The organism is Pseudomonas sp. LARHCG127 (assembly GCF_052871455.1).
Genome location: NZ_JBIXJT010000010.1, coordinates 159,914 through 185,323 on the forward strand (window position 1 = coordinate 159,914; position 25,410 = coordinate 185,323).

Annotated in this window: 16 protein-coding genes; 11 read left to right on the forward strand and 5 right to left on the reverse strand. The window is 62.1% G+C overall.

Translation table 11 applies throughout. The features are described from left to right. Window positions 1-194 precede the first annotated feature (194 nt). Genes ACIPQ1_RS18475 through ACIPQ1_RS18485 form a run of 3 tightly spaced genes read left to right on the forward strand, consistent with a single transcriptional unit; the run spans window position 195 to window position 3,888 of the window. Window positions 195-2,240, forward strand: coding sequence for a type VI secretion system Vgr family protein (locus tag ACIPQ1_RS18475; RefSeq protein WP_411386306.1), 2,046 nt, complete (start codon window positions 195-197; stop codon window positions 2,238-2,240). Continuing rightward, window positions 2,237-3,022 (forward strand): DUF4123 domain-containing protein, encoded by a 786-nt coding sequence (locus ACIPQ1_RS18480; protein WP_446534576.1) that lies wholly within the window; start codon window positions 2,237-2,239, stop codon window positions 3,020-3,022. Before ACIPQ1_RS18475 ends, ACIPQ1_RS18480 begins: the two co-directional genes overlap by 4 nt. 26 nt (window positions 3,023-3,048) lie before the next feature. After that, complete coding sequence (locus tag ACIPQ1_RS18485) at window positions 3,049-3,888, forward strand: 23S rRNA (adenine(2030)-N(6))-methyltransferase RlmJ (protein WP_250962245.1); 840 nt, start codon at window positions 3,049-3,051, stop codon at window positions 3,886-3,888. 392 nt (window positions 3,889-4,280) lie between these two features. Here the strand turns inward: ACIPQ1_RS18485 and msrA are convergent, their stop codons facing one another. From msrA to aceE, 5 genes are all read right to left on the reverse strand, one after another. Next, complete coding sequence (gene msrA, locus ACIPQ1_RS18490; RefSeq protein WP_186706022.1) at window positions 4,281-4,928, reverse strand: peptide-methionine (S)-S-oxide reductase MsrA; 648 nt, start codon at window positions 4,926-4,928, stop codon at window positions 4,281-4,283. A gap of 84 nt (window positions 4,929-5,012) precedes the next feature. Next, a complete protein-coding gene (locus ACIPQ1_RS18495) occupies window positions 5,013-7,706 on the reverse strand; it encodes a putative bifunctional diguanylate cyclase/phosphodiesterase (protein WP_411386308.1) in 2,694 nt (897 codons plus the stop codon). Between the two features lie 182 nt (window positions 7,707-7,888). After that, window positions 7,889-9,280, reverse strand: a complete 1,392-nt coding sequence (locus ACIPQ1_RS18500) for an alkaline phosphatase D family protein (protein WP_411386309.1) — start codon at window positions 9,278-9,280, stop codon at window positions 7,889-7,891. Window positions 9,281-9,702: 422 nt separating this feature from the next. Then, the gene (aceF, locus tag ACIPQ1_RS18505) at window positions 9,703-11,337 is read right to left on the reverse strand and encodes a dihydrolipoyllysine-residue acetyltransferase (RefSeq protein ID WP_446534577.1); all 1,635 of its coding nucleotides are present in this window, start codon (window positions 11,335-11,337) and stop codon (window positions 9,703-9,705) included. An 11-nt stretch (window positions 11,338-11,348) separates the two neighbouring features. Continuing rightward, the gene (gene aceE, locus ACIPQ1_RS18510) at window positions 11,349-13,994 is read right to left on the reverse strand and encodes a pyruvate dehydrogenase (acetyl-transferring), homodimeric type (RefSeq protein WP_053117793.1); all 2,646 of its coding nucleotides are present in this window, start codon (window positions 13,992-13,994) and stop codon (window positions 11,349-11,351) included. Window positions 13,995-14,376: 382 nt separating this feature from the next. On the opposite strand from aceE, the gene glnE reads away from it, so the two are divergent. The 8 genes from glnE to ACIPQ1_RS18550 all read left to right on the forward strand — a co-directional run bounded on the left by glnE (window position 14,377) and on the right by ACIPQ1_RS18550 (window position 24,759). Beyond that, window positions 14,377-17,316: a bifunctional [glutamate--ammonia ligase]-adenylyl-L-tyrosine phosphorylase/[glutamate--ammonia-ligase] adenylyltransferase gene (glnE, locus tag ACIPQ1_RS18515; RefSeq protein ID WP_446534578.1), complete on the forward strand. Its 2,940-nt coding sequence runs from the start codon at window positions 14,377-14,379 to the stop codon at window positions 17,314-17,316. A 478-nt stretch (window positions 17,317-17,794) separates the two neighbouring features. After that, window positions 17,795-18,829: a lipopolysaccharide heptosyltransferase II gene (waaF, locus tag ACIPQ1_RS18520; protein ID WP_250962792.1), complete on the forward strand. Its 1,035-nt coding sequence runs from the start codon at window positions 17,795-17,797 to the stop codon at window positions 18,827-18,829. A gap of 1 nt (window position 18,830) precedes the next feature. Continuing rightward, on the forward strand, window positions 18,831-19,889 hold the full coding sequence (gene waaC, locus ACIPQ1_RS18525) for a lipopolysaccharide heptosyltransferase I (RefSeq protein WP_446534579.1): 1,059 nt from the start codon (window positions 18,831-18,833) through the stop codon (window positions 19,887-19,889). Next, complete coding sequence (locus tag ACIPQ1_RS18530) at window positions 19,889-21,013, forward strand: glycosyltransferase family 4 protein (RefSeq protein ID WP_411386313.1); 1,125 nt, start codon at window positions 19,889-19,891, stop codon at window positions 21,011-21,013. Before waaC ends, ACIPQ1_RS18530 begins: the two co-directional genes overlap by 1 nt. After that, the gene (gene rfaP, locus ACIPQ1_RS18535) at window positions 21,010-21,816 is read left to right on the forward strand and encodes a lipopolysaccharide core heptose(I) kinase RfaP (RefSeq protein ID WP_186708074.1); all 807 of its coding nucleotides are present in this window, start codon (window positions 21,010-21,012) and stop codon (window positions 21,814-21,816) included. Before ACIPQ1_RS18530 ends, rfaP begins: the two co-directional genes overlap by 4 nt. After that, window positions 21,816-22,550, forward strand: coding sequence for a lipopolysaccharide kinase InaA family protein (locus tag ACIPQ1_RS18540; RefSeq protein WP_411386314.1), 735 nt, complete (start codon window positions 21,816-21,818; stop codon window positions 22,548-22,550). Before rfaP ends, ACIPQ1_RS18540 begins: the two co-directional genes overlap by 1 nt. Further along, window positions 22,547-23,299, forward strand: coding sequence for a lipopolysaccharide kinase InaA family protein (locus ACIPQ1_RS18545; RefSeq protein ID WP_446534580.1), 753 nt, complete (start codon window positions 22,547-22,549; stop codon window positions 23,297-23,299). The genes ACIPQ1_RS18540 and ACIPQ1_RS18545 overlap by 4 nt, the downstream gene beginning before the upstream one ends. Further along, on the forward strand, window positions 23,299-24,759 hold the full coding sequence (locus ACIPQ1_RS18550) for a lipopolysaccharide kinase InaA family protein (protein WP_446534581.1): 1,461 nt from the start codon (window positions 23,299-23,301) through the stop codon (window positions 24,757-24,759). Before ACIPQ1_RS18545 ends, ACIPQ1_RS18550 begins: the two co-directional genes overlap by 1 nt. The last annotated feature ends 651 nt before the right edge of the window (window positions 24,760-25,410 follow it).

A 25,410-nucleotide genomic window follows, 5' to 3' on the forward strand; every position in this document is an offset into this window, starting at 1 on the left:
TGCAAGAAACTGCTGATTCGTTTGTAGGACGGTAGCGGTTGGTCGTGATGCTTCGAATGTCTATCGGAAAATGCATCACGCTTAGCAGCTTTTAGCTTCTTGGATGTAGGGCAAATCTGTTTTTTTGCGCCTCCAATACACGTCCCTGGTGCTCGTGCAGAATCATCCGCCTCCATTCAGCAGAGGCACATAGGATGTTCCCGCCGCGATTCACGCTGACGCTCGACAACCCGCCGAGCGCGCTCAAGGTGCTCGAATTCAAGGGCACGGAAGCCATCAGCCAGCCCTATCGCTTTGACCTGGAACTGGTCAGCGAACGGTCCGACCTGGCACTGGAAGAGCTTCTGCATCGTCAGGCATTCCTGGGGTTCGACGACCGGGACGGTGGCATACACGGTCAGCTCTATAGCGTCGCCCAAGGCGACTCGGGCAAGCGCCTGACTCGCTACCAGGTCACCTTGGTGCCACGCCTGGCCTACTTGCGCCATCGTATCAACCAGCGGATCTTCCAGCACTTGAGCGTGCCCGCTATCGTCGCCCAGGTCTTGAAGGATCACGGGATCCTGGCGGGTGCCTACGAATTCACCCTCGCAGGGCAATACCCCGAGCGTGAATACTGTGTGCAGTACGGTGAAAGCGACCTGGCGTTCATTGAGCGGATCTGCGCTGAAGTCGGTATCCACTACCATTTTCGCCATCGCCCTGACGGTCATCTGCTGGTGTTCGGTGATGACCAGACCGTGTTTCCTTGCCTGCCCGAATCGACGCTGTACCTTCCCGACAGCGGCATGGCTGCCGACGCGCCGGCCATCAAGCGCTTGGCGGTGCGAATCCAGACCCATACCACGGCCGTGACGTTGCGCGACTACGACTTCCGCAAGCCTGGCGTGACATTGCAAGCCGAGCTCTACAATCGGCAACGTCCTGTCCTTGAGGACTATCGCTACCCCGGTGGGTTCTGCGACCGTGACGATGGCAAGCACCTGACCCGACGCGCCCTTGAGCGTCACGGCGCCGATTATCGCGTGGCACAGGGCGACAGCGATGACAGCGCCTTCGTCAGTGGGCATTTCATGCGCATCAAGGACCATCCCCGGGAACAGTGGAACGATCTGTGGCTCCTGACCCAGATCAACCATCATGGCCGTCAACCCCAGGTGCTGGAAGAAACAGTCTCCTCCAGTCCGGATGAATTCCAGGGTTATAGAAATACCTTCCTCGCCACGCCATGGGACGTGTTCTTTCGGCCGTCCTTGCAGCACGAAAAGCCCCATGCCCACGGCTATCAATCAGCGGTGGTGACCGGGCCGCAGGGCAGCGAGATCCATTGCGATGAATTTGGGCGGGTCAAGGTGCAACTGGTCTGGGATCGTCACGGCCAGCGCGATGAGCATTCCAGTTGCTGGCTGCGAGTGGCCGCGGGTTGGGCCCATGATCGCTACGGTGCGGTGATGATTCCCCGGGTCGGCATGGAAGTGCTGGTGGGGTTCATCGATGGCGACGTGGACAAGCCGTTGGTGGTCGGTTGCCTGCCCAATGGCGCCAACCCGGTGCCGCTGGAACTGCCGGCGGACAAGACCCGCAGTATCTGGCGCAGCCAGAGCAGCCCTGGTGGCGAAGGCTATAACGAACTGCGCATCGAGGACCGCAAGGGGGCCGAGGAGATCTACCTGCGGGCCCAGCGAAACTGGACCCAGCATGTGTTGCACGACCAGCACGTGCAGGTCGATCACGAGCGTAGCATCGTTGTCACCGGCACGGCGCGGCACGAGCTCAAGGCCGATGAGCAGCGCGTCACCCACGGTAGGCGCCACGCTGAAGTCCGCCAGGACGATCACTTGGTGGTGAGTGGCGAGCGGCATATTCGTGTGACCAGCCAGGTCTTGAATGCCGGTCAGCAGTTTCATGTCAGCGCCGGCCAGCAAGTGGTTTTGGACGGTGGCGCTAGTGTGACCCTCCAGGCTGGCGGCCATTGGATCAACATCGGTGCCGGTGGGATTTTCAGCAGTGTGCCGATCGAGGTCGGTGGGGCGCCGATGGCGGTGATGGACGCGGCAGCGGGTTCGCCGGGCGGCGCCGGGAAACCGGTCCCAGCGGCGGCGCCTCGGCTTTCCGTGGCGCAAGTCCTCAGTTTCCAAGGCTCGGCGCCATTCTGTGAGGAATGTGAACGTTGTAGAAACGGCGTCTGCGCAGTGCCGCCGGTTATTCATAAACCTGTCAATGGCCGGAGGCGTGCATGAACGGCGACCCATCTCCCCGAGCATGGCTTGAGCACCATCCGTTGCAGGCGTCCGAGCAACTGTTCGCCATTTTCAGCAACGCCAGCAGCGCCGGGGCGTTATCGGCCTGCCGGCGCTCGATGACCACGACGCCCACGCCAATCTGGGCCGGCACGCCGTATGCCGGGTGGGAAGCGGTCATGCCTTATGTGGGGCTTGTTCGCGCAGACAGTGAGTTCCTTGATTGGATAGCGGCCACCGACTCACTCGATTGGGGCTGGCTGGCGGTGTCGCGTGCCGGACAGGAAGACCTTGCCGAGCATTTGCGTGGGCTCACCCAGGTGTTGCTGCCGGGTGGCAAGGCGGTTTTCCTGCGCTTTTGGGATGGGCGCTTCATGGGGCCGATCCTGCAATCGACGGCGGTGGACGCCGGGCAGCTCTTGCCGGTGATCAATCGTTGCTTGATCAACGGTCAGTCCCTTGAGTTCGTGGGAGATGTCCAGCGGCCGGCCCGGATTTTTCCTTGGTGGGAAGTACCGGTGGCGCTGCTGGAGACCATGGCCGAGGGGCCGATGGATTGCCTGGTGGATAACTTGCTTACATGGCTGGGCGAAGAGCATCCGTCTCTGTGTGAGCGGGTCGACCAGCGCATCCTGCGGTGCAAGATTGCCCACTTTCTTGAGCGATCGAAGCCGCTTGCCGCGCCCAAGGCGCCTTTGCAGGCGTACTTGCTGCGCGAGCTTGCTGATCGTGGCGTGTCCGCCGGGCTGCCAACCCCTGACGTTCGACGCGCTTCAAGGTAAACTCGTCGCCCTTCGCAGGAGCCGCCATGAACTATCGCCACGCCTTCCACGCCGGCAATCACGCCGACGTGTTCAAACACCTGACCTTGACCCGCCTCATCGCGCTGATGTCGCGCAAGGAACAGCCCTTCGCCTACCTCGATACCCACGCGGGCATCGGGCTGTATGACTTGCAGGGCGACCAGGCCAATCGTACCGGTGAGTACTTGGAAGGCATCGCGCGGTTGTGGGGCGAGGGCGACCTGCCGCCGTTGACTGCCGACTACATGCAAGTGCTGCACGAGATGAACCCGGACGGGCAATTGCGCTACTACCCGGGCTCGCCGGAACTGGCGCGGCGCCTGACCCGTCCGCAGGACCGTGTGCTGCTTAATGAGAAACACCCGGAAGACGGCGTGTTGCTCAAGGACAACATGAAAGGCGACCGTCGCGTGGCGGTGCACCTGGGTGAAGGCTGGCATGTGCCGCGGGCGTTGCTGCCGGTGGCGGAAAAACGTGCGCTGATGCTGATCGATCCGCCCTTCGAACAGCTTGACGAAATGCAGCGCTGTGCCGCCTCGCTCAAGGAGGCGATTGGCCGGATGCGCCAGACGGTGGCGGCCATCTGGTACCCGGTGAAGGACCAGCGGATGTTACGCCGCTTCTACCAGGACCTGGCTGGCACGGGCGCGCCGAAGCTGTTGCGGGTGGAACTGTTGGTGCACCCGCTGGCGACGCCCAACAGCCTGAACGGTTCCGGCCTGGCGATTGCCAACCCGCCGTGGGGACTGGAAGAAGAGTTGCGTGAGCTGCTGCCGTGGCTGTCGAAAAAGCTCGGGCAGACCCAAGGTGGGTGGCAGATGGATTGGTTGATCGCTGAGAGCTGATGGTTTGATGGTGTCTGGAAGGGCGCCATCGGGAGCAAGCTCGCTCCCACACGGGTTCTGAGGTGTGCCCAGTATTTCTGTTCGCCCCGAACCCTGTGGGAGCGAGCTTGCTCGCGATGGCGGCGGCACATTCAACATCACCGCTCCAGACCCACCGCTATCGCGAGCAAGCTCGCTCCCACACACGGGTTCTGAGGTGTGCCCAGTATTTCTGTTCGCCCCGAACCCTGTGGGAGCGAGCTTGCTCGCGATGGCGGCGGCACATTCAGCATTACCGCTCCAGACCCACCGCTATCGCGAGCAGGCTCGCTCCCACATTGGCCCTGGTGTGCATGCAACCTTTGGGTATGCCGCTGGACCTGTGGGAGCGAGCCTGCTCGCGAAGCTTGTAGTCAGATCGGGCAGGTCACGCCGGTGCCGCCGATCCCGCAATAGCCTTCAGGGTTCTTCGCCAGGTACTGCTGGTGATAGGCCTCGGCGAAGTAGAACGTCGGCGCTTCTTCGATTTCGGTGGTGATGGTGCCTTTGCCGGCCTTGGTCAGCTCAGCCTGGAAGACTTGCTCGCTGTGTCTGGCCGCTGCCAGTTGAGCCGGGTTCGTGGCATAGATCACCGAACGGTACTGGGTGCCGATGTCGTTCCCCTGGCGCATGCCCTGGGTCGGGTTGTGCAGTTCCCAGAACATCTTCAGCAGCTCTTCGTAGCTGACTTTCGCTGGCTCGTAGACCACCAGGACCACTTCGCTGTGGCCGGTAAGGCCCGAGCAGACCTCTTCATACGTCGGGTTCGGCGTGAAACCGCCGGCGTAACCCACCGCGGTACTGACCACGCCTTCACGCTGCCAGAACTTGCGCTCTGCGCCCCAGAAGCAACCGAGGCCGAAGATCGCGAAGTCCACGTCCATGGCAAACGGGCCCAGCAGGGGCGCGTCGTGGACGAAGTGTTTTTCCGGCACGGTCATCGGGGTTTCACGGCCAGGCAGAGCTTGATCAGGAGTAGGAAGCACGTTTTTATTCACCAGGATTTCCGAGCGCAAGACCATGATCAGTCCTCTCAGTCAGATGGAGTTGAGCGAAATAGACCGTCAGTGTGCCTCAGAAAAGCCGCCGCAAGCTATACGCAGCTGTCAGACCAGAGGCCCGCGCGGGTAGCGCTTGAGCTTTTCGATCAGCTCCGCGCCAGGGATTGGCCGGTCGAACAGGTAGCCCTGGCCGACGTCGCAACGATGACGCCGCAGGAACTTCAGTTGCTGGGCGGTTTCGATGCCTTCGGCCACGACCTTGAGTTTCAGGTTGTGGGCCATGGCGATCACCGCCGAGGTGATTTCCATGTCGTCCTGGTTGTCGGGGATCTCATGGATGAAGCTGCGATCGATCTTGATGATGTCGATCGGGAATTTCTTCAGGTAGCTGAGGGACGAATAACCGGTGCCGAAGTCGTCCATGGCCAGGGTCAGGCCCAGGCGCTTGAGCTGGTCGAGCTGCAAGTGGGTGTCTTCGGTGGCTTCCAGCAGCAGGCCTTCGGTCAGCTCCAGTTCCAGCAGCCGCGCCGGCAGTTGTTCCTCCTTGAGGATGCTGGCGATGGAGGCGACCAGGTCCGGGTCGGAGAACTGCTTGGGTGACAAGTTGATCGCCACTTGCAGGTTACCCAGGCCGGCGGCGGTCAGCTGTTTGCTCATCCGGCAGGCCTGGCGGGCGATCCATTTGCCAATGGGGATGATCAGGCCGGTTTCTTCGGCCACGCTGATGAACTGGTCCGGGCGGATCATGCCCTTTTCCGGATGGTTCCAGCGCAGCAGCGCTTCCATGCCCAGCAGGCGGCCGCTGCGCAGGCACAGCTTGGGCTGGTAGAACACGTCCAGTTCGTTCTGGGTCAAGGCGCGTCGCAGGTTGTTTTCCACGAACAGCTTGTAGCTGGCCTCGGCATTCAGTGCTTCGGTGAACACTTGGACCTGGTGCTTGCCGTTGGCCTTGGCCTTGTGCAGGGCGAGGCCGGCGTTGCGCATCAGCGTCTGCGGGTCGCGACCGTGCAGCGGCGCGCAGGCGAGGCCCACGGAGCCGGTCACGCTGATCAACTGGTTGTCGACGAACATCGGTTTGTCGAGGGTCATCAGCAACTGGCTGGCGATCTGCTGCCCGGCCTCCAGATCGGTGTCGTCCAGCAGCACCGCGAATTCGTTACTGGCGAAGCGCGCCAGGCTGCCACTGGGGCTCAAGCTGTTGCGCAGGCGCCGGGCCAGGCTGATCAACAGTTTGTCGCCGGTCTGGTGGCCGAGACTGTCGTTGATGCGCTTGAAGTTGTCGATGTCCACCAGCAGCAGGCTGATGGGCGAGTCACTGTCCCGGGCGAAGCGTTCATCGAGGTTGCGGATGAACGCTGGGCGGTTGCCCAGGTTGGTCAGGTTGTCGGTGTAGGCCAGGCGCTCGATGCGCTGCTGGGCCAGCTTGGTCTGGGTGATGTCTTCGTAGATGCCGATATAGTGGGTCAACTCGCGGTTGTCGCCGTAGACCTTGGAAATCGACAACTGGCCCCAGTAGGGTTCCAGGTTCTTGCGACGGCTCTTGAACTCGCCCTGCCAGCTATTGCTCTGGGCCAGCGCCGAGGGCGCATCGAACAGCAGTTCGCTGAGGTTTTCCAGGGCCGGCAGTTCCGAGAGGCGCTGGCCGTGGACTTCCTCGGTGGTGTACTGGGTGATCGCGGTGAAGCTTGGGTTGACGTACTCCACCACGCCGTCGCAATTGACCAGCAGGAACGCGTTGGCGCTCTGCTCCACGGCCCGCTGGAACAGGTGCAGGGCGCTGGTGGCGGTGCGTCGGTTGTGGTTGTTGATGACTTGGGCGAACTGGTCCGCCAGCTCGCCGGCAAAGGCGATCTCATCCGACTGCCAGGCGCGGGTGGCGCCCACTTGTTCCAGGCACAGCACGCCCACCACTTGGCCGTCGATACGCACGCTGGCGTCGAGAATGGCGTTGACGTCGCGAGCGCGCAGGTTCCCGGCCATTTCCCGGGTACGCGGGTCGCGCATCGCATTGTGGGCGTCGATGGCGCGGCAGGTCTGCAGCGCCTCCATGTAGTCGGGAAACTCGTTGGCGTCGATCACCGCGGGCAGGAAATATTCCTGGGACGCGCGGTTATAGGCGGAAATCGGCACCAGCTTGCCATCGTCGAGGTTCCAGATACTGGCGCAATCGATCTGGTAGATGTCGCAGGCGCTGCGGGTGATGAGTTCGGCCGCTTCGAGCAGGGAATTGTTGGCGCTGTAGCGTTGGCGGGTCAGTAGCAGGATCAGGTCCTGTTGGGCACGTACGCGGTCCAGATGCTGGAGCTGCTCTTGCTGGGCGCGCTGGTTCAGTTCCAGGGCGATCTGCAGGCGCGAGTTCTGGGTTTCCAGGTCCAGGGCCGGCATGGAGGGTTCGCTTTGCAGCAAATTGTCCACTACCAGCAGGTAGCCGCGCAGCAGGTGGCGATTGTGCTGTTTATAGGCTTCGCCCGTTTCCAGCACGTTCATCGGTCCCTTGGCGGTGTGGAGCGTGTAGCGAATCTGGTAATGCGCGGCCTGGGCCAGTTGCTGCTGGATGGCGTCGTGCAGTTGATAGCGCGCTTCGGGTTCCATCAGGCTGGCGTAGGGCGAACTGACCAGCGAGCACAGCTCTACCGCCGGCAGGCCGAAGTGTCGCTCGCAATTGGGGTCGAGGAACAACAGCGCCCAGCTAGCTTCATTCAGCCGTTCGAAACGCAGCATACCGAGCCGCGCGGGCACCGGTAACTGCGTCACTACCTCGGCCGCCATACGGCTGGCGGCATCGGGTTGGCTTTTCATGGGGAAACTCGCTTCGAAAATGCTGATCGCGCCGGGCTGACGCCCTCGTTATTACGGATTGGCGCAAGGTTGCATCATTGCGGCACTGGCTGACAAGAGAGATGAAGGCCAAGTGCTATAAACCTTTTATCGGCCGACAACGGGATTTCTCCAGTCGCCAGCCGATCAGAGGGCATGGAAGTTCATCGCAGCGGGATATCGACTGCCTGCAAGGGCCTTGCGTCACGGTCGTGGAAGGTGACCTGGAGGCTCTGCGCCGTGACCTGCAGGCGGGCGAAGTTGTCTTGGCTCACTACTTCGCTGGTCAGTTCATAGCGGTACTCACCGCTGTCCGTGCGGGCCATGGGCCGGTGGAAAATAAAATCCGCGGCTTTTGCAAAAGGCAGCAGTTTGCTGTTGTAGAACGGCGAGGAAACGACGGTGTTGACCTCGAAATCAGGATCCTCGCTGTGCCGCAGCCGGCTGGTCATGGAACCGTGGACGTCACCCGAAATGAACACTACGTTTTTGATCCGCTGACGGCGGATGCTGTCCAGCAGTCGCAGCCGTTGTGCCGGAAACGCCTGCCAGGCATCGCCGTCATTGCGCTTGCTGTCTGGGAAAAACATCACACTGGTGACGACGAGCTTGACCCGGGCGGGGCTGTTGACGAGCCATTCAAGCAGGGCCTGTTCCTGTTCATGGTCGAGGATGCGCCGGTCGTCCGCCGACAGGTTGCGTTGCGTCCGGCTGTCGGTAACGAACCAATGGATATCCCCGTGGGCAAAGGTGTACCAGTAGCGGGTCAACGCCTTGTTCAATGTTCCGTCGCCCGACAGTTCATGGACGGGCCCGTGGCTGGCCTGGTAAAGCCGATAAGCGCTCATGGCATTGGCATACAGGAGGTCGTCCTGGGCGGTTCTCCTGGCGGGCCAGTTGTCTTCGATTTCATGGTCGTCGAGGATCATGTAGGTCGGGGTGCCAGCCATCAGCTTGCTGATCTGCGGCTGCGCAAATACCGTTCGGTATCTGAAGAGGATGTTTTTATAGGCTCGGTCCGGGCCGATGACATTCAAGTCATCGAGGTAAACCTGGTCGCCGGTCATCAATACCGCGCTGATCGGCGGGTCGGCTTGTTCGACGACGCGATTGATGCCGGCGAAGGTGCGATCCCCAAGGGCGGGTAGCAGCGGGGTGTTGGCGACGATCCGCAAGTAGCGACACGAGCCCACGATATAAGCCCGCGGCGCATCGGTTTTATCGGTCGGCGTGCGCAAGCAATAGGTGTTCCTGGGCCATTGCAAGGGCAGCTCCTGGATAGTTTCCACGGTATGGGTCGGGCTCAGGGGGCTGAACCAGCCGGCCTGGTATTCGTAGGCGGTGTCGGGTTGAAGGCCTTTCAACACGATGACATCGGACATGTCGCGGTAGGCCTTCAGTTGGACAAATTGCCCCATCGACCAGCTTGTATCCCCTCGGCGTCGGTGGCGGATGCCGGCAAATACCTGGCTGTTGCCATGATCGCCGCGCAGGAATATCCGGGCATGGTCCGTGGTCGTGTGCCCGACAATCGGGCCGACGGTAGGTTTGAACATATTCGAATCCATTCGAAGTTTTAGTGGGGCGCCCATCAAGGTGCCTTGGCGGTTCGATGCTAAAGCTCGGCGGGCGATAAATATCGATAGGGAAGGGGGCGCGGGGTGTGGGGAATGACTACAGGGGTCGTAGTCATTTAAAACTGGCGGGGTAGGAAAATTGCCGGGCTGTCTGACATACCGCTATCGCGAGCAAGCTCGCTCCCACAGGAGGGGCTCATCAGTTTCAGGTGCAGTGCGGCACCACAAGACCCTTGTGGGAGCGAGCTTGCTCGCGATGAGGCCGGCCCATCCAGCATCCCTGTACCTGGCTTGATTTCCAGGCAAAAAAAAGCCCCGCCAAACGGACGGGGTTGAGGTACGAGCGTGGCGCTCGGAAAACGGTGCTCCGAATGGCCCTCCCAAGGGAGGGCCGCCCGGTGTTACAGCAGGATGGTGCGGATGTCGCCCAGCAAGTCGCTCAGGCGCTTGGTGAAGCGTGCGGCGGCGGCGCCGTTGATCACACGGTGATCGTAGGACAGCGACAGTGGCAGCATCAGCTTCGGCTGGAAGGCTTTACCGTCCCAGACTGGCTGGATGGTGGCCTTGGAAACACCCAGGATCGCCACTTCCGGCGCGTTGACGATCGGCGTGAAGCCGGTGCCGCCAATGTGGCCGAGGCTGGAGATGGTGAAGCAGGCGCCCTGCATGTCGTCAGCGGTGAGCTTCTTGTTCCGGGCTTTTTCGGCCAGGGCAGCGGCTTCGCCAGCCAGTTGCAGCAGGCTCTTCTGGTCGACGTTGCGGATGACCGGTACCAGCAGGCCTTCCGGGGTGTCGACGGCAAAGCCGATGTGCACGTATTTCTTGCGGATCACAGCCTTGCCGCTTGGGGCCAGGGAGCTGTTGAAGTCCGGCAGTTCCTTGAGCAGGTGCGCGCAAGCCTTGAGCAGCAGTGGCAGCACGGTCAGCTTCACGCCGGCCTTTTCCGCCACGGCTTTCTGCGCGACGCGGAAAGCTTCCAGCTCGGTGATGTCGGCCTGGTCGAACTGCGTCACGTGGGGGATGTTCAGCCAACTGCGGTGCAGGCTCGACGCGCCGATCTGCATCAGGCGAGTCATGGCCACTTCTTCGGTTTCGCCGAAGCGGCTGAAGTCCACCGCCGGAATCGGCGGGATGCCCGCGCCGCCGGTGGCGCCTTCGGCCGGTGCGTTCTTGGCCTTTTGCATCATGGCCTTGACGTAGGCTTGCACGTCTTCCTTGAGCACGCGACCGTGAGGGCCGCTCGGGCCTACGGCGGACAGCTCGACACCGAATTCACGGGCCAGCTGACGCACTGCAGGGCCAGCATGCACCTTGGCACCGCTAGGCGCAGTGGCGACCGGAGCAGGGGCTGCTTCAGCCTTGGCCGCAGGCGCGGCGGCTGGTGCTGGAGCGGCCTCAGCCTTGGCGGCTGGCGCAGCGGCCGGGGCAGGCGCGGCAGGTGCCGAGGCGCCGGCTACTTTCAGCTTCAGGATCAGGTCACCGGTGCCGACTTCGTCGTCCAGCTTGACCTCGACGCTTTCCACCACGCCGGCGGCCGGCGATGGGATTTCCATGCTGGCCTTGTCGGATTCCAGGGTGATCAGCGACTGGTCGGCTTCGACGGTGTCGCCAGCCTTGACCAACACTTCGATGATCTTGGCCTTGCCCGACGAACCGATGTCCGGGACATGAATGTCCTGGACGCTGGCAGCGGCAGGCGCCGCAGCGGGCGCGGGAGCCGCTTCGGCAGCCGGCGCGGCGGCAGGCTTTTCAGCCGCTGCCGGGGCAGCCGCAGGGGCGGCCGCTTCAGGCGCCGCAGCGGCGCCCTCGACTTCCAGCTCCAGCAGTTCGTCGCCTTCCTTCAAGCGGTCGCCCAGCTTCACTTTCAGGCTCTTGATGACACCGGCCTTCGGCGCAGGCACTTCCATGCTGGCCTTGTCCGATTCAAGCGTCAGGATGCTCTGGTCGGCTTCGATACGGTCGCCGACCTTCACAAACAGTTCAATTACTTCACCTTCACCGCTGCCGATGTCAGGTACGCGAATGAGTTCGCTCACGAAAATTCTCCTCAGCAGTCCAGTGGGTTGCGTTTTTCCGGATCGATGCCGAACTTGGCGATGGCTTCGGCCACCACTTTAGGTTCGATATCGCCACGGTCAGCCAGGGCTTCCAGGGCTGCCAACACAACGAACTTACGGTCGACTTCGAAGAAGTGACGCAGCTTCTTGCGGCTGTCGCTACGGCCGAAACCGTCGGTGCCCAGCACTTTGAATTCCTTGGAAGGCACCCACTGGCGGATCTGCTCGGCGAACAGCTTCATGTAGTCGGTGGAGGCGATGACCGGACCTTTGCGACCGTTCAGGCACTCTTCGACGTAGCTCAGCTTTGGCTTCTGGCCAGGGTGCAGGCGGTTGCTGCGTTCTACGGCCAGGCCGTCGCGACGCAGTTCGTTGAAGCTGGTGACGCTCCAGACGTCGGCGCCGACGTTGAACTCTTCACGCAGGATCTTCGCCGCTTCACGCACTTCGCGCAGGATGGTGCCGGAGCCCATCAGCTGGACGTGATGCGCCGCTTCGCGGGTGTCTTCCTCGAGCAGGTACATGCCCTTGACGATGCCTGCCTCGACACCGGCCGGCATGGCTGGCTGCTGGTAGGACTCGTTCATCACGGTGATGTAGTAGAAGACGTCCTGTTGCTCTTCGGTCATCTTCTTCATGCCGTCCTGGATGATCACCGCCAGCTCGTAGCCGTAGGTCGGATCATAGGTGCGGCAGTTCGGGATGGTCCCGGCCAGCATGTGGCTGTGGCCGTCTTCGTGCTGCAGGCCTTCACCGTTGAGGGTGGTACGGCCGGCGGTGCCGCCGATCAGGAAGCCACGGGTACGGCTATCGCCAGCGGCCCAGGCCAGGTCACCGATACGCTGGAAGCCGAACATCGAGTAGAAGATGTAGAACGGCAGCATCGGCTGGTTGTGGCTGGAGTACGAAGTACCGGCGGCAATGAAGGAGCTCATGGCGCCCGCTTCGTTGATGCCTTCCTCGAGGATCTGGCCCTTCTTGTCTTCGCGGTAGAACATCACCTGGTCTTTATCGACTGGCTCGTAGAGCTGGCCGACGGACGAGTAGATGCCCAGCTGGCGGAACATGCCTTCCATACCGAAGGTACGGGCTTCGTCCGGGATGATCGGGACGATGCGCTGGCCGATTTCCTTGTCCTTGACCAATTGCGCGAGGATCCGCACGAAGGCCATGGTGGTGGAGATTTCACGGTCGCCCGAGCCGTCCAGGATCGCCTTGAGGGTTTCCAGTGGCGGGGTCGGGATGCTGAAGCTCTTGGCGCGACGCTGTGGCACGAAACCGCCCAGTGCGGCACGGCGCTCGGCCAGGTAACGGGCTTCGGCGCTGCCTTCTTCAGGCTTGAAGAACGGCAGGTTTTCCAGCTCGCTGTCCTTGACCGGAATGTCGAAGCGGTCGCGGAACAACTTCAGGCTGTCGACATCGACTTTCTTGGTGTTGTGCGCGGTGTTCTTCGCTTCGCCGGCACCGGTGCCATAACCCTTGATGGTCTTGGCCAGGATGACGGTCGGCTGTTCTTTGTGGTTGACCGCCTGGTGGTACGCCGCGTAGACCTTGTACGGGTCGTGGCCGCCACGGTTGAGCTTCCAGATCTCGTCGTCGGACAGGTCGGCGACCATGGCCTTGAGTTCAGGCGAGTTGAAGAAGTGCTCGCGGACGAACGCGCCGTCCTTGGCCTTGTAGTTCTGGTATTCGCCGTCGATGACTTCGTCCATGCGACGTTGCAGGATACCGTCGACGTCCTTGGCCAGCAGTGGGTCCCAGAAGCGGCCCCAGATGACTTTGTTGACGTTCCACTGGGCGCCACGGAACACGCCTTCGAGTTCCTGGATGATCTTGGCGTTGCCGCGAACCGGGCCGTCGAGGCGCTGCAGGTTGCAGTTGATGACAAAGATCAGGTTGTCCAGCTTCTCGCGGCCGGCCAGGGAGATCGCGCCCAGGGATTCCGGCTCGTCGCACTCGCCGTCGCCCATGAAGCACCAGACCTTCTGCTTGCCTGGCTGGATGAAGCCACGGGCTTCCAGGTACTTCATGAAGCGTGCCTGGTAGATCGCCTGGATCGGGCCCAGGCCCATGGAAACGGTCGGGAACTGCCAGAAGTCCGGCATCAGCCAAGGGTGCGGGTACGAGGACAGGCCATTGCCGTCCACTTCCTGGCGGAAGTTGTTCATCTGGTCTTCGGTAATGCGGCCTTCCATGAACGCACGGGCGTAGACGCCTGGCGATGCGTGACCCTGGAAGTAGATCAGGTCGCCGCCGTGTTCGTCGGTCGGGGCCTGGAAGAAGTAGTTGAAGCCGATGTCATACAGCGTCGCGCTGGAGGCGAAGCTGGAGATGTGACCGCCCAGGTCAGAATCTTTCAGGTTGGTACGCATGACCATGGCCAACGCGTTCCAGCGTACCAGCGAGCGAATGCGGCGTTCCATGAACAGGTCGCCAGGCATGCGTGCTTCGTGGGTAACGGGGATCGTGTTGCGGTACGGCGTGGTGATGGCGTAGGGCAGTTGCGAACCGCTGCGGGTCGCGAGTTCGCCCATACGGGTCATCAGATAATGAGCACGGTCTTCGCCTTCTTTGTCGAGAACCGATTCCAGGGCGTCCAGCCATTCCTGGGTTTCGACGGGATCGAGGTCTTGCATGGCTTGCTCCAGGGCGGAAAGGCTACCAGAATCGGTTGCCTGAGTTTGCGACTGGCCTTGTGGGCAGACGATATAAATTCTTGGATTGCCGAAGGTTGTTTCGGCGGCGTGTAGTTTTACTACAAATCGTCGGCCGTTTCAGCCTTTCGAATGTATAGACGAGTAGTAAAACTACACCTGAGCGGCTCGTGGCCCCTCGTTTCGTTGTGAGAATAATCGTTACTGTTGGTCTTTAGCCAACTCGAACAGGTAAAAACTTGATGCCGGCTGCCAATAAAATCAGATTTTCAGCTATTTATCATCTTTGTTCGACAGTCGATCAGGTAGTGTCTTTTGAAAAAACACTACATCCAGCCTTTCCCGCGCCGATCAAGGATAGACCATGAGCCTGCCCTCGCTTGTCGAAGTACCTGCGATTCTCCAGTCATTGGTCAGTCGTGCCGAGCAGTCGTTCCGTGCGGCGGTCGCCTGCCTCGACGACGATCATGGGCTGTCGGCCTGGACCCCGCAACGCTGGGAGGCGTTCAGCCGCATTGCCGCCGCCAGCGACTTTGTCATCGAGCAGAGTGTCCGTGACCCGGTGATGCTCCTGGAGCTGGTGCGCAGCGGTGAACTGGACCGTAGCCTGGCACCCGGCGAAATGTGTACGCAGATCGGCGCGGCCGTCCAGGCCGCCGAAACCGAAGACGAACTGGGCCGCGTCCTGCGTCGCCAACGTACCCGCCAGCAGGTACGGATCATCTGGCGCGACCTGACCCGCCAGGCCGATCTGGTCCAGACCTGTCGCGACCTCTCGGACATGGCCGACACCTGCATCGACCAGGCTTACCGATGGTTGTACCAGCGCCTCATCCAGCAGTTCGGCACGCCCACCGGACGACGCAGCGGCGAGCCGCAGCAGATGGTCATTCTCGGCATGGGCAAGCTGGGGGCGGTGGAGCTGAACCTGTCGTCGGACATCGACCTGATCTTCGCGTACCCCGAGGGCGGTGAAACCGTGGGCGTCAAGCGGCCGCTGGATAACCAGGAATTTTTCATCCGCGTCGGCCAGCGCCTGATCAAGGCCCTCGACCCGATGACCGTCGACGGTTTCGTGTTCCGCGTCGACATGCGCCTGCGCCCCTATGGCTCGGCCGGTGCGCTGGTGCTGAGCTTCAATGCCCTGGAGCAGTATTACCAGGACCAGGGCCGCGACTGGGAACGCTACGCCATGATCAAGGCGCGGGTGGTGGCCGGCGACCAGGTGGCCGGCGCGCAACTGCTCGACATGCTGCGTCCGTTCGTCTATCGCCGTTACCTGGATTTCTCCGCCATCGAAGCGCTGCGCACCATGAAGCAACTGATCCAGCAGGAGGTGCGGCGCAAAGGCATGGCCGACAACATTAAGCTGGGCTCGGGCGGCATTCGCGAGGTCGAGTTCATTGCCCAGGCGTTCCAGCTGATCCACGGTGGACGCGACTTGAGCTTGCAGCAGCGGCCGCTGCTCAAGGTGTTGAACACCCTGGAGGGCCAGGGTTACCTGCCGGCCAAGGTGATCGATGAGCTGCGCCAGGGCTACGAATTCCTGCGTTATACCGAGCATGCGATCCAGGCCATTGCCGATCGCCAGACCCAGATGCTGCCAGACAGCCCGCAGGATCAGGCGCGCATTGCGTCCATGCTGGGTTTTGCCGACTGGCCGGCCTTTCATGAGCAATTGATGTACTGGCGCGGGCGCGTGGCCTGGCATTTCGGCCAGGTCATCGCCGACCCGGATGAAGAAGAGGGCGGTGAAAGCGAAGTGGTGGTCGGCGGCGAATGGTTGCCGTTGTGGGAAGACAGCCAGAATGAAGAAGTGGCGTGCCGTCAGTTGGAAGAGGGCGGTTTCGTCGATGCGCCCAAAGCCCTCAAGGCCCTGGCCGTCCTGCGTGGCAGCCCGCAATTGCGCGCCATGCAGCGCTTGGGGCGCGAACGCCTGGATGCGTTCATTCCACGCCTGCTGGCCCAGGCTGTGGAGCATGCCGATCCGGACCTGGTGTTGGAGCGGGTGCTGCCCTTGGTAGAAGCTGTGGCCCGCCGTTCGGCCTATCTTGTGTTGTTGACAGAAAACCCCGGGGCCCTGCGGCGCTTGCTGACGCTGTGCGCAGCGAGCCCGTGGATTGCCGAGCAAATCACCCGTTTCCCGCTGCTGCTCGATGAATTGCTCAACGAGGGCCGGCTGTTCAAGCCGCCCCTGGCGCCGGAATTGGCGGCGGAGTTGCGTGAGCGCCTGACGCGCATTCCCGAGGATGATCTGGAGCAGCAAATGGAGGCGTTGCGGCATTTCAAGCTGGCGCACCGTCTGCGGGTGGCGGCGTCGGAAATCGCCGGCAGCCTGCCGTTGATGAAGGTCAGCGATTACCTGACCTGGCTGGCCGAGGCGATTCTCGAACAAGTGCTGGCCCTGGCCTGGCGCCAGACGGCCGCCAAGCACGGCGTGCCGTTGCGCACCGACGGCAGCCTGTGTGATCCGGGCTTCATTATTGTCGGTTATGGGAAAGTCGGCGGCCTGGAATTGGGGCATGGTTCTGACCTGGACCTGGTGTTCATCCACGATGGCGACCCGCAGGCGGAAACCGATGGCCCGAAACCCATCGACGGCGCGCAATTCTTCACCCGGCTTGGCCAGCGGATCATTCACCTGCTGACCGCCCAGACCAACTCCGGGCAGTTGTATGAAGTGGATATGCGCCTGCGACCGTCCGGGGCGTCGGGGTTGCTGGTCAGTTCCCTCGGGGCGTTTGCCCGCTACCAGGAGAACGAAGCCTGGACCTGGGAGCATCAGGCGCTGGTGCGAGCCCGTGTGCTGGTGGGCAGCCAGGACGTGGGCCAGGCGTTCGAAAAGGTCCGCGTCCAGGTGTTGGGACGCAAGCGTGACTTGCCGACGCTGCGCCAGGAAGTCAGTGAGATGCGCGCCAAGATGCGTGACAACCTTGGCAGCAAGACCACCGCCGCCGGGACCGCGCCGAATGCCTTCGAGGCCGCGGCACCCTTCGACCTCAAGCAGGATGCCGGAGGTATCGTCGATATTGAATTTATGGTGCAATACGCGGCCCTGGCGTGGTCCGAAGAGCATCCATCGCTGGTGCGCTACACCGATAACATCCGCATCCTGGACGGGTTGCAGGAAGTCGGGTTGATGCCGGCCGAAGACGCGACGCTGTTGCGCGAGGCCTACAAAGCCTACCGCTCCGCCGCTCACCGCCAAGCCTTGCAGAAAGATGCCGGGGTGATCGCAGGCGACCAGTTCGTGGATGAGCGCCGGCAGGTAGTGCGGATCTGGCGGGAGCTGGGACTGAGCTGAAGCTTTAAATGTGGGGGCGAGCTTGCTCGCGAAGGCGGAGTGTCAGGCGACATTGATGTTGGATGGGCTGGCCTCATCGCGAGCAAGCTCGCTCCCACAGTTGATTGGCGGTGCTGCACGGTGCTGGAAACGTATGCAGGCCCCCTGTGGGAGCGAGCTTGCTCGCGAAGGCGGAGTGTCAGGCGACAATGATGTTGGATGGGCTGGCCTCTTCGCGAGCAAGCTCGCTCCCACAATGGATTTGTGGTGTGGCACGGTATTGCGAGCCTATGCAAACCCCCTGTGGGAGCGAGCTTGCTCGCGAAGGCGGAGTGTCAGGCGACAATGATGTTGGATGGGCTGGCCTCTTCGCGAGCAGGCTCGCTCCCACAGTTGATTGGCGGTGTGTTGTAGATTAGGGCAACAGGCAACGACCTAAGCCACAGTGATTCTCGAGGCGGGGAGGCGTAGGCCTCCCCGTATCGTTTTTGGAAAGCACATGAATATTTTGATCGTTGGGCCCAGTTGGGTCGGTGACATGGTGATGGCGCAGACACTGTTCCAGTGTTTGAAACAGCGTCATCCGCAGTGCGAAATCGACGTCCTGGCCCCTGAATGGAGCCGGCCGATCCTGGAACGTATGCCCGAAGTGCGCAAGGCCTTGAGCTTCCCGCTCGGCCACGGCGCGCTGGAGCTGGCGACCCGTCGGCGCATCGGCAAATCCCTGGTCGGTCAGTACGACCAGGCGATCCTGTTGCCCAACTCGTTGAAGTCGGCGCTGGTGCCGTTCTTCGCCGGCATCCCCAAGCGCACCGGCTGGCGTGGCGAGTTTCGCTACGGCCTGCTCAACGACGTGCGCAAGCTGGACAAAGAACGTTATCCGTTGATGATCGAGCGCTTCATGGCCCTGGCCTACGAACCTGGCTCCGAGTTGCCCAAGCCGTATCCGCGGCCGAGCCTGCGGATCGACCCGGTGACCCGTGACGCGGCGCTGGCCAAGTTCGGCCTGAGCCTGGATCGTCCAGTGCTCGCCCTGTGTCCAGGTGCAGAGTTCGGCGAATCCAAGCGCTGGCCGGCGGAGCACTACGCCCAGGTGGCCGAGGCGAAAATTCGCGAAGGCTGGCAAGTCTGGCTGTTCGGTTCGAAAAAAGATCACCCGGTAGGCGAGGACATCCGCTCGCGGCTGATCCCGGGTCTTCGGGAAGAGTCGGTGAACCTCAGTGGCGACACCTCCCTGGCCGAGGCCATCGACCTGCTGTCCTGCGCCGACTCGGTGGTCTCCAACGACTCGGGCCTGATGCATGTGGCCGCGGCCCTGAATCGTCCATTGGTGGCGGTCTACGGTTCCACCTCGCCAGGCTTCACGCCGCCGTTGGCCGACCAGGTCGAGGTCGTGCGCCTGGGCATCGAGTGCAGCCCGTGTTTCGACCGCACCTGCCGTTTTGGTCATTACAACTGCCTGCGCCAGCTCATGCCGCCGTCGGTGAACGAGGCCCTGGAGCGTTTGCAGGGCACCCCCGTGGAGGTCCGGTAACTTGCGGGTATTGCTGATCAAGACCTCTTCGCTGGGGGATGTGGTCCACACGTTGCCGGCGCTGACCGACGCGGCGCGGGCGATTCCCGGCATCAAGTTCGACTGGGTGGTGGAAGAAGGCTTTGCCGAAATCCCCACCTGGCACCCGGCCGTGGGCAAGGTCATTCCCGTGGCGATCCGTCGCTGGCGCAAGAACCTTTGGCAAACCATCAAGAGTGGCGAATGGCGACGCTTCAAGCAGAACGTGCGCGCCGAACAGTACGACCTGGTGATCGATGCCCAAGGCCTGTTGAAAAGTGCCTGGCTGACCCGCTACGTCAAGGCGCCGGTGGCTGGCCTGGATAAGGATTCTGCGCGTGAGCCCCTCGCGGCGCGCTTCTATTCGCGTCGCCTGGCCGTGGCCCGTGGTCAACATGCGGTCGAGCGGGTGCGTCAATTGTTCGCCTTGGCGCTGGGCTATGACTTACCGAAAACCCAAGGCAGCTATGGCCTCGACATCGACCGATTGGTGGAATTGCCGCGTCCTTACCCTTATGTGGTGTTCCTGCATGGCACGACCTGGGAATCCAAGCATTGGCCCGAGCTTTACTGGCGCCAGCTCACCGAGCGCATGGCCCAGTTCGGCGTGGTCGTCAAACTGCCGTGGGGCAACCCTGCCGAGAAGGCCCGGGCCGAACGCATCGCCAACGGGCTGCGCAACGCCCTGGTACTGCCGAAGCTGAACCTCGGCGGCATGGGCAAGGTGCTTGCCGGGGCCCAGGCTTGCGTGGCCGTGGACACGGGCCTCGGCCATCTGGCCGCGGCCCTGGACGTGCCGACCATTTCCTTGCTCGGCCCGACCAATCCGGTGCTGACCGGCGCCTATGGCAGGGGCCAGATTCACCTCGCCAGTGATTTCCCTTGCGCGCCGTGCATGCAGAAACACTGCACTTATCCGCCAACCGCCGAGGATGCCCGGCGGTTTGACCTGAAACGCGAGCAGCCCCTGTGCTTCACGCGTCTGAACCCCGAGCGTGTTGCCAGCCACCTGAGCACGTTATTGGCTGAGGAGCCGCGCTGATGCAATTGGCTTTTGTCCTTTACAAGTATTTCCCCTTCGGTGGCCTGCAGCGTGACTTCATGCGCATCGCCCTGGAGTGCCAGCGACGCGGCCACCAGATCCGCGTCTACACGCTGATCTGGGAGGGTGACGTGCCGCCAGGCTTCGAGGTGCTGGTGGCGCCGGTCAAGGCGCTGTTCAATCATCGTCGCAACGAGAAGCTCACTGCGTGGATGGAGGCCGACCTGGCCAAGCGCCCGGTAGACCGGTTGATCGGCTTCAACAAAATGCCCGGCCTGGACGTGTACTACGCCGCCGACGGCTGCTTCGAAGACAAGGCGCAGAACCTGCGCAATTCGCTGTACCGGCGCTGGGGCCGCTACCGGCATTTCGCCGAGTATGAGCGGGCCGTGTTCGCCAAGGATGCCAAGACCGAAGTCCTGATGATCTCCGAAGTCCAGCAGCCGTTGTTCATCAAGCACTACGGCACGCCGCTGGAACGTTTTCACCTGCTGCCGCCGGGCATCGCCCAGGACCGTCGCCGGCCCGCCCACGCCGACGAGATTCGCGCCGCGTTCCGGGCCGAATTCGAGCTGGCCGACGACGACCTGCTGCTGGTGCAGATCGGCTCCGGGTTCAAGACCAAGGGCGTGGATCGCAGCCTCAAGGCCCTGGCCGCGTTGCCAGCCGAGCTGAGAAAACGCACCCGGCTGTTTGTAATTGGCCAGGACGACCCCAAAGTATTCCAACTGCAAAGCGCCGCGCTGGGTCTGGGCGACAACGTGCGATTCCTCAAGGGCCGCAGCGATATCCCGCGTTTCCTGCTGGGCGCCGACCTGTTGATCCACCCGGCGTACAACGAGAACACCGGCACCGTATTGCTCGAAGCACTGGTGGCGGGGTTGCCGGTGCTTGTCAGTGCGGTGTGTGGGTACGCCCATTACATCGCCGAGGCCGACAGTGGCCTGGTGCTGGATGAGCCGTTCGAACAAGCCCAGCTCACCGACTACCTGGGGCGCATGTTGAACGACGCCCAGGCACGGGCGGCCTGGAGCCGCAACGGTCTGGCCTTCGCCGAGACGGCCGACCTCTACAGCATGCCGCAGCACGCGGCGGATGTGATATTGGCGGAGCACGCGCAATGAAGTTGATGCTGGCCGAACCGTTCAAGAGCCTTTGGGCCGGGCGCGATGCGTTCGCCGAAGTCGAAGCGCTCAAGGGCGAGGTCTATCGCGAACTGGAGGCCCGGCGCACCTTGCGCACGGAGGTGGACGGTCGCGGTTTTTTCGTGAAGATCCACCGCGGAATCGGTTGGGGCGAGATCTTCAAGAACCTGTTCACCGCCAAGCTGCCGGTACTCGGCGCAGGGCAGGAGTGGAAGGCGATCCAGCGCTTGCAGGAAGCGGGTGTGCCGACCATGACGGCGGTCGCCTACGGCGAGAAGGGCAGCAACCCGGCGGACCAGCACTCGTTCATCGTCACCGAAGAGCTGGCACCGACCGTCAGCCTCGAAGACTTCAGCATCGACTGGGTCAAGCAACCGCCGCAGCCGACGCTCAAGCGTGCGCTGATCGCCGAAGTGGCGCGCATGACCGGCATGATGCACCGCGCCGGGGTCAACCATCGTGACTGCTACATCTGCCACTTCCTCCTGCACACCGACAAACCGGTGACACCTGGGGATTTCAAGCTCTCGGTGATCGACCTGCACCGCGCCCAGACCCGTCCTGCCATCACCACTCGCTGGCGCAACAAGGACCTGGCGGCGCTGTATTTTTCGGCACTGGACATCGGTCTGACCCGCCGCGACAAACTGCGTTTTCTCAAAGGCTATTTTCAACAGCCGCTGCGTCGAATCCTCGCCGAAGAGGCTTCGCTGCTGGCCTGGCTCGAAGGCAAGGCCAACAAACTGTATGCCCGCAAGCAGCGGTACGGGGACGCGCTCTGATGTCGGGTTGGAATCTGGAACCGGCATATGCCGAGTTGGCAGGGGATTTTGGCAGCCTCGAAGCGGTGTTCGCATTGCAAGGAGAGCGCTTGACCCGCGACCCGTTGTCCGAGGTGATCCGGGTACAGCGCAACGGCGTGAATTATTACGTCAAGCGCTACGTCGGGGCCGGCAAAGGCTTGCGGCGCTACCTGGGCAAGCCACGGGTCAAGTCCGAATGGCAGAACCTCAAGCGCTTCGCCAAATGGGGCATCCCCACCGCTGAAGTCGTGGGCTGGGGCTTGGAGCGAAACGGCGCGACCTATGCCCGTGGCGCGCTGATCACCCGCGAATTGCCGCATACCGAAGACCTCTCGGCCCTCGCCGAGCGCCACGATCCGAGGCTGGCGGACCGTGCCTGGGTCGATAGCGTCAGCCGGCAACTGGCCGGTTATACGCGAACGATGCACGACCACCGCTTCACTCACAATGATCTCAAGTGGCGCAACCTGCTCATCGACGACCGTTCGCAGCTGTTTCTGATCGACTGCCCGAACGGCGATTTCTGGCGCGGTTTCTGGCTCAAGTACCGTATTACCAAGGACTTGGCGTGCCTGGATAAAGTGGCCAAATACCATTTGTCGGCCACGCAGCGCCTGCGTTTTTACCTGCAATATCGCCAGCGCGACCGGCTCGATGCGTGCGACAAGAAGCGCATCCGCCACGTGGTGAGATTTTTCGAGGGGCGTGAATGACTGATTTTTTGGCCGCTGAAGATCGGGCGTTGTTGCAACGTCATGGCCTGGACAGCTTCGAGGCGTTGTGGGCGCGGCAACTGGAAGCGGTGGACGAACCCAACACCTCGGGCGATGGCTGGAGCAGCGTGTTCCGGCTGGAGCTGGAAGGGCAGGGTTATTACCTCAAGCGCCAGAGCAATTACCTGACCCGGACCTGGTCCCACCCGTTTGGCGAACCGAGCTTTTCCCGGGAGTTTCGCAATATCAGCCGTTATCGGCAGTTGCACATTCCCGCGCTGCAAGCGGTGTTCTACGGCCAGCGCAAAGTGAACGGCGAGGCGCGGGCGGTCCTGCTGACGCGTGCGCTGGACGGCTGGGATGACCTTGATTCACTGCTGCAGCGCTGGTCGACGCTGAGTGCCGGACAACGTACAGGCATCCTTCAAGCCTGTGGTCACTTGGCGCGTCGCCTGCACAATGCCCATCAAATGCATGGCTGTTTCTATCCCAAGCATATTTTCCTGCAAGCCATCGACGGCAGCTACCAGGCACAGCTGATTGACCTGGAGAAAACCCGGCCGCTGTTGTTCGGCCAACGTGACCGGGTCAAGGACCTCGAGCCGCTGTTGCGACGGGCAGGCGCCTGGAAGAGCGACGATGTGCGCCAATTGCTGTCTGTTTATCTGGAGCAGCCGCTCGACAGCGCTCTGGTCGACAGCTGGATGACCCGGCTGGCCGCCCGACGTAGCGACAAGGAGGCTCGTTGATGCTTTTGTCCGAACTGAAAAATGCCGGTCGCAATCCTGGCCTGCCCCTGAGCCTGGAGCTGGCGGACGCCGCCGGCCCGGCGCAGTTGCAGTTGTTGACGCTACTGCGGGTTTTGCCAGGGCAGCGCTACGTGGGCGCCGGCATATGGCGAGGCCGCCCGGTGTTGGCCAAGTTGCTGGTGGGCAGCAAGGCACCCCGACATTTCCAGCGTGAGCTTCAAGGCGTTCGCCTGCTGGCGGAGCAGGGGCTGACGACGCCGTTGCTACTGGCCGATGGCTTGAAGGAAGGCGAAGGTGGCTGGTTGCTGTTCGAGCTTCTGGAAGATGCCGAGAGTCTTGGTGACGCCTGGAAGCAGGTCGAACATCTGCCGATACTGGCGGATGAGCAAACGGCGGTGCTGGCCGAGGCCTTGGACGCGATTGCGCGGCTGCACAGCAAAGGCCTGTGGCAGGAAGACCTGCACCTGGACAATTTGTTGCGCCACGGCGGCAAGCTTTATCTTATCGATGGCGCTGGCATTCGCGTCGAAACCCCCGGCCAGCCATTGTCGCGGCAAAAAGTCTTGGAAAACCTGGGCGTATTCTTTGCCCAGCTTCCCAAATCCATCGAGCCGTTCACCGAAGAACTGCTGGTGCACTACCTGCTGGGCAACGCTGAACACGCGCTGCCCATGGAAGCGCTGCAAAAGCAGATCGACAAGGTCCACGCCTGGCGACTGAAGGACTTTCTTGAAAAAGTCGGGCGCGAGTGCAGCCTTTTCAGTGTGCAGCGCGGGCCGTTCGGGCTGCGGGCGATCCGCCGCGAAGAAGAGGCCGCGATGACGCCCGTGCTCGAGCAGGCCGATGCCTTGCTCGACCAAGGCCACCTGTACAAGACCGGCGGCGCGGCGAGTGTCGGAAAAGTGGTTGCGAACGGCCGCACACTGATCATCAAGCGCTACAACATCAAGGGGTTCGCCCATTGGCTCAAGCGCTTCTGGCGTCCGAGCCGTGCCTGGCATGCCTGGCGCGAAGGCCATCGCCTGGCCTTCCTCGGCATTGCCACGCCCAAGCCGCTGGCGCTGCTGGAAAAGCGTTTCCTGTGGCTGCGTCGTGGTGCCTATCTGGTCACCGAACACCTGCCTGGCCCGGACATCATCGAGCGCTTCGCCCCTTACGTGGAAAACGGCGAAGCCCCTGAGTCCGAATTGCTGGCACTGGATCGTTTGTTCGCCGACCTGATCCGCGAGCGCATCAGTCACGGTGATTTCAAAGGGCATAACCTGTTCTGGCAAGACGACCGCTGGGCGCTCATCGACCTCGACTCCATGTGCCAGCACCGTAGCCAGGCCAGCTTCGCCCCGGCCTACGCCCGGGATCGGGCGCGGTTCATGCGCAATTGGCCGCAGGGCAGTGCGTTGTATCGGGTGATCGATCAGCGGTTGCCGAAGGGCGTCGATAGCGCGCCATCTGTCTTGTAACCGGGCACCGTGGCGAGGGAGCTTGCTCCCGCTGGGCTGCGCCTGTAGGAGTTGTCGAGCGAAGCGAGGCTGCGATCTTTCCCCAGGCACTTGAGTCTCAAGCGAAAAATCAAAAGATCGCAGGCTTCGCCAGCTCCTACAGGGCCGAGCGGGAGCAAGCTCCCTCGCCACGGACCGCGTACACCTTAAGGCCGAGAAAGGGGCGGACTCGGGTTTGAAATGGACTGCCGCTATCGGCTATTGCGAGCAAGCTCGCTCCCACAGTTTTTTGTATCGTCTGCAAACATTGTGAGCATCCGCAAAACCATGTGGGAGCGAGCTTGCTCGCGCTAGCGGTGGTTCAGCTCCATAGAGGCCTACTTACCCCGCTCTTGCTTTGCTTTGCTTTGGATCTTGCGTCCTATTAGACACGTTGGCCCAGTGGCGCCTGGCCGCAGAACAGTGCGGTGTATCGGGTCATTGAGGGGGCGGTTGCCGAAAGCGGTTGAGCGTTCGGTCTGATGTGATGAGCGACCTGGCAAAAGGAGTTTTTCAACTGTTTTTTGCAGCCTGGGTAAGGAAGGTTGACTATGTGGGATTTTTTTTCATGGCTGTATTCCCGCTTCCTGAAAATATCGTCCAACGCAAAGCGTTGGACGTTAAAAGGCGAGG